Below are 7,719 nucleotides of genomic sequence, written 5' to 3' on the forward strand. Positions count from 1 at the left end.
CTATATAGAAGAGGATTCTCCTGACCCCCAAACAATTTATGGAAAAAGCAAACTACTAGGGGAACAATTGGCATTAACTGCTAATGAAAGTTCCACAATCATTAGAACGTCATGGTTATACGGACATGACGGGAAAAATTTCGTCAATACCATTAAGAAGTTAGCCAGCCATTCATCAGAAATCCGTGTGGTTCATGATCAATACGGTTGTCCTACCTACACTAGGGATCTTGGAATAGCACTAATATATTTACTAACAAAACCACATGGCATTTATCATGTCACAAACTCTGGAAGTTGCAGTTGGTTTGAATTTGCAACCGAAATTGTTACGTTCTTAAATTCACAGACAGTAGTCATCCCTATTTCTACAAAAGAATATGGGCTTAAAACACCCAGACCCAATTATTCCGTTTTAAGTCAAAAAAAGTTGAATTCCAACGGACTCTTTTTGCGAAATTGGAAAGAAGGTTTACATGAATACTTAAAAAAGGCAGATGATGAATATGGGGATTGAGGGAGTTATTTCCAAAAAGTTAATTAAGCATTGTGACGATAGAGGTTTTTTTGCAGAAGTGGTAAGAGATGATGACAATCTTTTATCTCATTTTGGTCAACTATCATGGACTACATCTTACCCAGGTGTTATTAAAGCATTTCACTACCATGAAGAGCAAGATGACCTTTGGTTTTTTTCATCAGGTAATGCTCAAGTAGTTTTACATGACTTAAGAGACCACTCTGCTACCAAGGGTGAAACGAATGTTTATTATATGGGCGAAAACAATCCAAGTATTTTACTCATACCCAAAGGTGTGGCACACGGCTATCGCGTGCTTGGCGAAAAGCCGGCAACTGTTCTTTATTGTACAACAAAGTCGTATAACGCTTCCAAACCAGATGAAAAAAGAATTCCTTGGGATGATAAAGAAATTAATTTTGCTTGGGAAACAAAACACAGATAAGGAACTAATATAAAAACTTCCTAGGGCAAAAAGTGTTAGGATAATAGGTGGTCCCGGTATTGTACCGGGGCCGTATTTTTAGTCCCTATTGATAACGATGCTCATTGTATTCTTCAATAACTCGATCTACATCTTCCTTCCTATCCGTTAAATTTGTACATGTTTTATATTCTGCCCAATCTTTAAAGTGGTCAAAAAAGCTTTCCATATGTGCATTATCCTAACAGTTTCCCTTACGGATCATGGATTGGGTTAGGCTAAGTTTTTTCACTTTGTTTTGAATTATCGGATGGGTGTAAATGAATCCTTGGTCAGAATACAGGAATGGCACTCGTGATTTACAGGCTGCCTTAGCTTGTTTAATGTTTCATAAACAATATTCATACCCAACGACGTGGATAAATGATACATAACTATTTCTTTTGTGGCCGCATCTTTTACGCATGACAAATAAGCTTTTTGCCCCTTTCAGTAATAAAGATGTAATGTCTGTAAGCAGAATTCCCCCTTGCTCCTTCTGTTTGAATTGACGATTAAGAAGGTTTGGACAAGTAAGGTCCTTTCTGGTTGCCTTAGCCATCTTTCAATACGAATTGGCCCTTCTGATTTGTGCAAAGAGATGTTATTTTGCCATCAACCGTCTGATTTTCTTTTGATTCGTTCTATGTCCAAATCATCCTGTTCCCCGCGTAGCTCACGGGTTGGAACTGCCTTTATCCAATCATAGCAGCCACCTCGACTTACACCAGCCAATTTGCATAGATAGGAAACAGCCTTCTTTAATTGGTATCGCCTGATCGTTCTTTCAATCAAATAGAACATCTCAGCTGCAGTTAGAATGATTTCTTTTTCAACGCCCGCCTTTCTAACTCTTCCCAGCTTTGTTAGGAAGTCATTTTCTGCTTCAAGGAATTTGATTCTCGCTTCGGCCTTTCTAAGTTGATCCTATGCAGAAGATGGCTTGGAAGAAGGACGTCCTGTGCTCCCTTTTCCACGGCGTTCCGAAAAGGAACCTTCCTCACCAAACCTTTCAAAGGTATCACGCCGGCGATGTAGAAAACGTTTAGGTTTTTCCCATTCAAATTATTTCGAGATTAAATCCATGTTCTATGAAAATTTAGAGAGGGATTTCCCCTTTTTATATTCCTTAACAGCTTTTGTTTTAAATTCAGGATTATAGGAAATAGAACGCTTTGAAGCACTTATGATATTTGGATTCTTTTCAAGTTCTTTAATCTGAAATTCAGTATAAATATATATATTCTCACTCATAAAAACCCTCCGTCCATACTCATTACACCTTTTGAAACATAAAAAAAACCGGATAAGGGACACTTTTTTATGTGTGTCCGTTATCCGGGATATAGTTCAAATGGCCGGGCTTGTTTATTGTATTCTTTAAACGGGATAGACTCCATGTTTACGATCGGTAAATGTCAATTGTTTACTGCTATACGCTTCAAATCTGGCACTCAATTCATCTCGCAAGTCATTTGGCTGGATGATGCCATCAACAATCATTTCGGAGGCTAAGCGGTAGATATCGATATCTTCATTATACTCATTGCGCTTCTGTTCGATGAATGCTGGGCGCTCCTCTGGTTCCATCGCATTTATTTTATTGGCATAGACTGCATTGACCGCAGCCTCTGCCCCCATGACCGCAATCAATGCCGTCGGTAAGGCAAGAACGCAGTCAGGTTCAAAAGCGGGACCAGCCATCGCGTATAGTCCCGCACCATAAGCCTTACGGACAATGACAGAAATCTTGGGAACGGTGGCTTCACTCATGGCCGAAATCATTTTCGCACCATGGCGAATGATTCCTGCCTGTTCGACCTTCGTCCCAATCATGAATCCTGGAATATCCACCAGGAACAACAGCGGAATATGGAAAGCATCACATAAATTGATGAACTTGGCTGCCTTATCAGCTGAATCATGGAACAGGACGCCGCCCTTGACACGCGGCTGATTGGCTATGATCCCTATCGTTTGTCCATTAAGCCTTGCAAGCCCAGTAATCAATTCGGGTGCAAATAGTTTCTTGATTTCACAAAACGATTGCCTGTCTATAACCCTATCGATCAGGTCATACATATTGAAGGGTGCATTCTGATTTTTGGGAATCAGTTCTTCCAATGTTTTTTCGAAATCCGCAGGCAGCTCAGGTTTTACGCTTTTAGGTCTTTCTTGATAATTTCCTGGAAAATAGCTTAAGTATCTGCGCGCAAACGCAATGGATTCTTCCTCCGACTTGACAAGCACATCCCCGCATCCTGACACAGAACAATGCATTTTGGCCCCGCCCATTTCCTCTTCGCTTACTTTTTCGCCAATGACCATTTCTGCCATTCTCGGTGAACCTAAATACATGGATGCATTGCCATCAACCATTACGACAATATCACAAAAAGCTGGGATATATGCCCCGCCTGCGGCAGACGGACCGAACAATAGACAAATTTGCGGGACTTTTCCTGATAACTTCACTTGGTTGTAAAAGATTCGTCCTGCTCCGCGGCGTCCCGGAAACATTTCTACTTGATCCGTAATTCGTGCCCCGGCAGAATCGACTAAATAAAGAAGGGGCAACTGCAGCTTTTCAGCTGTTTCCTGAATGCGAATGATTTTCTCGACGGTCCTTGCTCCCCAGGAACCAGCTTTTACAGTCGAATCATTGGCCATGACACAGACCCTTTGACCATTGATTTTCCCGATGCCTGTAACTACACCATCAGCAGGCAAACCATCACTGGCACAATTAGCAAAGAAAGCGTCCTCTATTTCAACCCCTTCATCGAAAAGCAGCTCTAGCCGTTCACGAACGAAAAGCTTTCCTTTTTCAGCGTTTTTTTGATGATATTTTTCTAAACCGCCTTTTTTAATCGTTTCAACCGTTTCGGTTAGTTTATCCGTCGTTACCATTCCTGTTCCTCCTTCAATTGAAATCATTGGCCCTTAAACACCGGTTTGCGCTTTTCCTTGAATGCTGACAGACCCTCCAGTCGGTCACGGGTTTTTAAAGTTGTCTGATAGCAGTCCTTTTCAATTTGCAATCCTGTTTTCAAATTAGTCTCAGCCCCTTGATTGATCGCCGCTTTTGCAGCCCTGAGTGCTAATGGGGCATTGACCGCAATTTCCCCAGCCAATTTTTTCGCTTCCTCAAGTAAATGTTGGGGTGAATATACATGACTGATGATTTTCAAGGCATGTGCGGTTTTTGCATCCAACCTCCTTGCCGTATAAATCAGTTCTTTCGCTGTCGGCATCCCGACTATCCGCGGAAGACGCTGAGTACCACCGGCGCCTGGGATGATGCCTAAAGATGTTTCTGTCAGTCCAACCTTGGCCGTTTCCGATGCGATGCGTATATCACATGCGAGTGCCAACTCCAGCCCTCCGCCAAAAGCCGAACCGTTAATCGCGGCGATGACTGGAACTGGAAGGTTTTCTACAGCCGTAATCGTGTCACCAATCAACTTGACTGTCTCCCTGACTTTATCATCATTCATACCTGCTCGTTCCTTAAGATCCGCACCTGCACAAAATGCCTTTTCACCTGCTCCCGTTAAAATGACCGTTCGTAAATTTGAATCTCTTTTCAATTCATACAGCCCTTCGACTAAGCAATGAAGAAGTTCCGTGGATAGAGCATTAGCAGCATCCGGCCGGTTCAAAGTCACGAGGGCAATTCCCTTATCTTCATGACTGATCTCCACTAATGAAGTCATAAATTCACCTCAATTTCTCTTATTGTGCGTTATAAACAGCCATCTGATGGCTAGGCAATGGTTTTTCCAAAAAGCTTTGCATCATGGCCGCAGCCTTCATTAGTTTTTCCGGATTGATTCCTGTTTGAATTCCCATTTTATGTAGCATATGGATCAGGTCATCTGTTGCCACATTACCGCTCGCACCTGGTGCATACGGACATCCCCCTAGACCTCCGAGCGAAGAGTCGAAAGTGTCAATACCATAATTCAGTGATTCAAGGACATTTGCGAGTGCCATACCCCTTGTATCATGAAAATGGAGGGCAATTCGGCTTGTATCATATCTTTTTACTGCCTGTTCAAGGAACAAGGCAACTTGTCTTGGAGATGCGACCCCAATGGTATCACCCAATGAAACCTCATCGATTCCATATTCAAACAGTTGATCACAAACACGGAAAACCTGTTCCGTAGAAATCTCCCCTTCATAAGGACAGCCGAAAACGGTTGAAATATAGCCCCTGACCGTTTTTCCGCTGTTTGCTGCTGTCCCGATGACATCCTTCATTATTGGAAAGGTGTCGGAGATCGATTTATTAATATTTTTAAGATTATGCGTTTCACTGGATGACATGAACACTGAAATTTCATCGATATTAGCTTCAAGAGCCGACTCCAATCCCCTTTGATTGGGTACAAGGGCCGCATAAGTGACACCGGGATTGCGCTTTATTCCCTTAGCCACAAGTGCGGCATCACTCAATTGGGGGATCCACTTTGGATGGACAAAAGAAGTCACTTCTATAGAAGTTAATCCCGTATCAGAGAGCTGATCGATCCAATCCATTTTGCTTTGTGCAGGTATCATGACCTTTTCATTTTGCAGCCCGTCACGCGGGCCCACTTCCTTAATTGTCACTTTTTCAGGCCAATTCATCTTACCCCTCCGTCCTTTTATTCAATGACGGCCAAAATGTCGCCCTCATTTACGAAATCCCCCTCATTCACTTTAAGTTCTTTGATGGTGCCAGCTTCTTCGGCTGCAATGGGGATTTCCATTTTCATCGATTCCAAGATAATGATGTCCTGTCCGTCTGTTACACTTTGCCCCTCATTCGCTACGATTTTCCATACGCTTCCAGCCATACTTGCCTTTAATTCTGCCATTTTACATTCCTCCTGATCATTATGTTTTAAAATATGCGTTATACAGTCAATTTTTTAATATATTTCGTAATGAAATCCGTAGTCGTATCTCCTTGAGAAAAAGCTTCATGAGAAATTATTTCCATAAGCAAAGGAAGGTTTGTTTTTATTCCTTCTATTTTATAGTTTGCCAGCGCTTCTCTTAATCTCTTGATCGCTTTATCCCTTGAATCGCCGCTCACTACCAATTTGGCGATCATCGGATCATAAAAGTGGGATACGATGGAAGTTCCATGTACCGCCAATTCATGACGGATCCCTTCCCCTTCCGGAAGTTTCATGCTGGTGATTCTCCCCGGTGCTGGATAAAACGTTTTCGGATCTTCAGCGTATATGCGCACTTCAATGGAGTGTCCATCCTGTTTAATCTCACTTTGAGTGAATTCCAATTTATTGCCCGAGGCAATTTTAATTTGCTGTTCGACTAAATCCAGTCCCGTAATTTCTTCCGTGACAGGATGCTCAACCTGGAGACGTGTATTCATTTCCAGGAAATAAAAGTTTTTATCAACATCAACTAAAAATTCTAGGGTGCCCGCATTGCTATAACCGATGGATTTTACCGCTTTCACTGCAGCCATTCCCATCTTGTTTCTTGTTTCTTCGTCAAGGAAAGAAGAGGGAGCCTCTTCCACGACCTTCTGGTGGCGCCTTTGAACGGAGCATTCCCTTTCCCATAAGTAAACAGCGTTCCCAAAGGAATCCGCCAATACCTGAATTTCGATATGACGAGGCTTCTCAATCAGTTTTTCTATGAACATATCTCCATTGCCAAAAAACAATTGGGCACGTTTTTGATTCCCTTCGAAGGCCTTGGTCAGTTCATCTTCATTAGCAACGGCCTGCATGCCGATTCCCCCGCCGCCTGCTGCTGCTTTTAACATGACTGGATAGCCAATCTTTTCGGCAACGGCAGCCGCTTCTGCACTATCAATTAACGGACGTGAAAATCCAGGAACCAATGGGAGTCCCGCTTGTTCCATCTTTTTCCGTGCCTCGACTTTATTGCCCATCTGCTGGATGATTTCTGGTTTTGGGCCAATGAATATCAAGCCGGCTTCTTCGCATGAACGTGCGAAATCTGCATTTTCACTAAGAAATCCGTATCCAGGATGTATGGCTTCCACTCCCGTTTTCTTAGCTATTTCCAAAATCTTATTGACGTTTAAATAGCTTTCCTGTACTCTCGGACCACCCAATAAATATGCCTCATCCGCCAATCCCACAAATGGCGAATCCGCATCTGCTTCCGAATGGACGGCGACAGTAAGTATTCCCATCTTCCTGCATGTACGAATAATGCGTGATGCTATTTCTCCCCTGTTTGCGATAAGAATTTTTCGAATCATTTGATCCCCTCCTTATTTAGTGCGTTCCGATAGTAGATCAAGAGTTTGTTGCCGAAGCTTATACTTTTGGATTTTCCCGGATGCAGTCATGGGATAAGCATCGGTAAATTGAATGTAACGGGGAATTTTATGAAAAGATATTTTCCCTTTGCAATACTCTACCAATTCTTTCTCTGTAAGGGTTTCTCCCGCTTTCAGAATGATCCATGCCGCTACCTCTTCCCCATACTTCTGATCTGGAACGCCGAGTACCTGGACATCGACAATTGCAGGATGTTGATAGAGGAATTCTTCGATCTCGCGGGGATAAATATTTTCCCCTCCGCGAATGATCATATCTTTCAGCCGGCCGGTAATCTTGCAATAACCCCTTTCATCCATCACGGCCAAATCTCCCGTATGAAGCCAGCCTTCCCGGTCAATCGCCTGCTCAGTGGCCTCCGGGTTATTATAATATCCCTTCATGACATGGTATCCCCTCTG

At 42.8% G+C, this 7,719-nt stretch carries 10 protein-coding genes; 2 read left to right on the top strand and 8 right to left on the bottom strand.

Features of this window, described 5'->3' with window-relative positions; all coding sequences use genetic code 11:
- Together ACFVSH_RS20430 and ACFVSH_RS20435 are read left to right on the top strand one after the other, a co-directional pair.
- On the top strand, window positions 1-517 hold a 517-nt coding region (locus tag ACFVSH_RS20430; RefSeq protein WP_387707550.1), incomplete at its 5' end, for an SDR family oxidoreductase.
- Window positions 507-965: a dTDP-4-dehydrorhamnose 3,5-epimerase family protein gene (locus ACFVSH_RS20435; RefSeq protein WP_387598293.1), complete on the top strand. Its 459-nt coding sequence runs from the start codon at window positions 507-509 to the stop codon at window positions 963-965. The genes ACFVSH_RS20430 and ACFVSH_RS20435, both read left to right, overlap by 11 nt.
- Before the next feature lie 633 nt (window positions 966-1,598).
- On the opposite strand, the gene ACFVSH_RS20440 is transcribed toward ACFVSH_RS20435, so the two are convergent.
- The 8 genes from ACFVSH_RS20440 to ACFVSH_RS20475 form a co-directional block, all read right to left on the bottom strand.
- Window positions 1,599-1,778 (bottom strand): hypothetical protein, encoded by a 180-nt coding sequence (locus tag ACFVSH_RS20440; protein WP_387707551.1) that lies wholly within the window; start codon window positions 1,776-1,778, stop codon window positions 1,599-1,601.
- 294 nt (window positions 1,779-2,072) lie between these two features.
- Window positions 2,073-2,237, bottom strand: a complete 165-nt coding sequence (locus ACFVSH_RS20445; RefSeq protein ID WP_387598287.1) for a hypothetical protein — start codon at window positions 2,235-2,237, stop codon at window positions 2,073-2,075.
- Window positions 2,238-2,363: 126 nt separating this feature from the next.
- Entirely contained in the window at window positions 2,364-3,893 is a 1,530-nt protein-coding gene (locus ACFVSH_RS20450) for an acyl-CoA carboxylase subunit beta (RefSeq protein ID WP_192204657.1), read from the bottom strand.
- A 23-nt stretch (window positions 3,894-3,916) separates the two neighbouring features.
- A complete protein-coding gene (locus ACFVSH_RS20455) occupies window positions 3,917-4,699 on the bottom strand; it encodes an enoyl-CoA hydratase (protein ID WP_214786506.1) in 783 nt (260 codons plus the stop codon).
- A gap of 19 nt (window positions 4,700-4,718) precedes the next feature.
- Window positions 4,719-5,618 (bottom strand): hydroxymethylglutaryl-CoA lyase, encoded by a 900-nt coding sequence (locus ACFVSH_RS20460; RefSeq protein WP_387707553.1) that lies wholly within the window; start codon window positions 5,616-5,618, stop codon window positions 4,719-4,721.
- Between the two features lie 17 nt (window positions 5,619-5,635).
- Window positions 5,636-5,848 carry an acetyl-CoA carboxylase biotin carboxyl carrier protein subunit gene (locus tag ACFVSH_RS20465; RefSeq protein ID WP_076371237.1) on the bottom strand — a complete coding sequence of 71 codons (213 nt, stop codon included), beginning with the start codon at window positions 5,846-5,848 and terminating at the stop codon, window positions 5,636-5,638.
- Between the two features lie 38 nt (window positions 5,849-5,886).
- On the bottom strand, window positions 5,887-7,236 hold the full coding sequence (locus tag ACFVSH_RS20470) for an acetyl-CoA carboxylase biotin carboxylase subunit (RefSeq protein ID WP_387598280.1): 1,350 nt from the start codon (window positions 7,234-7,236) through the stop codon (window positions 5,887-5,889).
- Between the two features lie 12 nt (window positions 7,237-7,248).
- The coding region (locus ACFVSH_RS20475) for an AMP-binding enzyme (protein WP_483878310.1) at window positions 7,249-7,719 on the bottom strand (471 nt) is incomplete at its 5' end.

It is taken from the genome of Peribacillus sp. NPDC058002, from assembly GCF_042886655.1.
In the GTDB taxonomy this organism is placed as follows: domain Bacteria; phylum Bacillota; class Bacilli; order Bacillales; family DSM-1321; genus Peribacillus; species Peribacillus aracenensis.

Excerpts from the sequence above, each read along its gene's own strand:
- ACFVSH_RS20435 (WP_387598293.1), top strand. The coding sequence starts at position 507 with ATGGGGATTGAGGGAGTTATTTCCAAAAAGTTAATTAAGCATTGTGAC.
- ACFVSH_RS20445 (WP_387598287.1), bottom strand. The coding sequence starts at position 2,237 with ATGAGTGAGAATATATATATTTATACTGAATTTCAGATTAAAGAACTT.
- ACFVSH_RS20450 (WP_192204657.1), bottom strand. The coding sequence starts at position 3,893 with ATGGTAACGACGGATAAACTAACCGAAACGGTTGAAACGATTAAAAAA.
- ACFVSH_RS20455 (WP_214786506.1), bottom strand. The coding sequence starts at position 4,699 with ATGACTTCATTAGTGGAGATCAGTCATGAAGATAAGGGAATTGCCCTC.
- ACFVSH_RS20460 (WP_387707553.1), bottom strand. The coding sequence starts at position 5,618 with ATGAATTGGCCTGAAAAAGTGACAATTAAGGAAGTGGGCCCGCGTGAC.
- ACFVSH_RS20465 (WP_076371237.1), bottom strand. The coding sequence starts at position 5,848 with ATGGCAGAATTAAAGGCAAGTATGGCTGGAAGCGTATGGAAAATCGTA.
- ACFVSH_RS20470 (WP_387598280.1), bottom strand. The coding sequence starts at position 7,236 with ATGATTCGAAAAATTCTTATCGCAAACAGGGGAGAAATAGCATCACGC.